Annotated in this window: 1 protein-coding gene; it reads left to right on the forward strand. The window is 42.3% G+C overall.

All coding sequences use genetic code 11. The features are described 5' to 3' along the window. On the forward strand, positions 1-1,662 hold a 1,662-nt coding region (locus tag VE944_RS10420), incomplete at its 5' end, for a sensor histidine kinase (protein ID WP_324976231.1). Positions 1,663-1,891: the final 229 nt, after the last annotated feature.

Consider the following 1,891-nt stretch of genomic DNA (forward strand, 5'->3'; position numbering starts at 1 on the left):
GTAGTGGCTGTTCCAGAAGCAGACTTTATCGGACAAATTGATCGCAACACTCAAACTACAATTTTTCTCTGTCTGGGAGCATTAGGATTAGCTACTTTGCTGGGGATTATCACCGCCCGTTGGATAACTCAGCCAATTTTGGACTTCAGCACGGCGACAAAAGATTTAGCCGATTTCACCAATGGCGAAGGCTCAGTGGTGATAGTGCAGGGCATTAAAGAACTAGAGGTGCTGGGTGGATCTTTGAACGAGATGATGCAGCAGTTACGGAAAACCTTTACTGCACAGATAACCCAAAATGAAGAGTTAGAATTGCAAGTTAAGCAGCGAACTCAAGAATTACAGCAAGAGATTCAAGTACGAATTAACAGTGAGCAAAAACTGGAAAAGCATCATCAGGTGTTGGCAGAACTGGCAAATCACAGGGCGATTTCAGAAGGAAAGCTGGAAACGGCATTTAAAGTTATTACCGAGAAAGCAGCAAATGCTTTAGAAATAGAACGAGTTAGTGTGTGGTTATTCAATAGCGACCGCACTAAACTACAATGTATAAGTCTCTATGAACGTAGCAATCAGAGACATTCAGGAGGTTTAGAACGCAACCTTGCAGATTATCCCATCTACTTTAAATCCTTGACATCTGCGCGGATTATTGCCGTCAGCGACACTCGCAACGATTTACGGATACAAGAATTATGCGATGAATTGCTAGAACCAAATAATATTGTATCCCTAATTAATACTTCCATTTGGGTTGGGGGGGAAGTAGTGGGAACAATATTGTATGAGCAGGTTGATATTCCCCGGATATGGGAACTGAGTGAGCAAAACTTTGTTAGCTCAATAGCAGAATTTGTTACCCTGACTTTAGAAGTATGCGATCGCAAACGGGCAGAATCCGCTCTACGTGAGGCTAAGAAAGCTGCCGAAATCGCAAATCGTGCCAAAAGCACCTTTTTAGGAAATATCAGCCATCAACTGAGGACTCCTTTAACCTCCATTCTAGGAATCACAGAAGCACTCCAAAATAAAGTGTACGGCCCCGTAAATGAAGAACAGCGCCAGTCTTTAAATACTCTCGAATCCAACGGTAAGAATTTACTAGAATTGATTAACCAGATCCTTGAGCTTACCGATATCGAATCCAGTAAGATAGAACTGCAACTAGCTGGTACTTCGATTCAAGGATTATGTGACTCTAGCTTGAGTTTTGTTAAACATTTAGCGTTCGAGAAAAATATCTATCTGAGTGTACAAATACCTGAAGAACTCGAACCCATCCAAGTCGATGAAAGCCGCATCCGCCAAGTATTTATCAACCTGTTGAATAACGCTATCAAGTTTACTAAAGAAGGAGGCAAAGTCTGGATTGAAGTCCAACCAACTTCTACAAATGAATATATCTTTTTTAGCGTGGTAGATACGGGTATTGGTATGCTTTCCGATGACCTTTTCCAATTATTTCAACCTTTTGTGCAAGTTGAAAATTCCTCTAACCGTGATGCTAGAGGTACTGGTTTGGGATTAGTAATGGTGCAAAGAATTGTCGAGTTGCATGGTGGTACTGTCCATGCTGAAAGCCAGTTAGGTAAAGGTAGTCGTTTTACAGTCAAACTTCCGTGGAAAAAGGCGGAAGAGTGGGGAGTAGGGAGTGGGGAGTAGGGAGTGGGAAGTTTTTCCTCGTTCCCATACAGAGTATGGGAATGCATTTATTGAGTTCTCTGACTCAATTCATACTCAATTTCCCAAGAATTTATTCTGCGATCGCTCCATCCACTCCACTAAGGCTATGATGCAGATTTGTAGGTTGGGTTGAAGGTCGTGAAACGCAACAAAGAGAAAGAAAATGTTGGGTTACGCTGCGGGAAGCCCCTTTGGGTCTACGTTCCTC

The organism is Nostoc sp. (assembly GCF_035638895.1).
In the GTDB taxonomy this organism is placed as follows: Bacteria; Cyanobacteriota; Cyanobacteriia; order Cyanobacteriales; family Nostocaceae; genus Nostoc.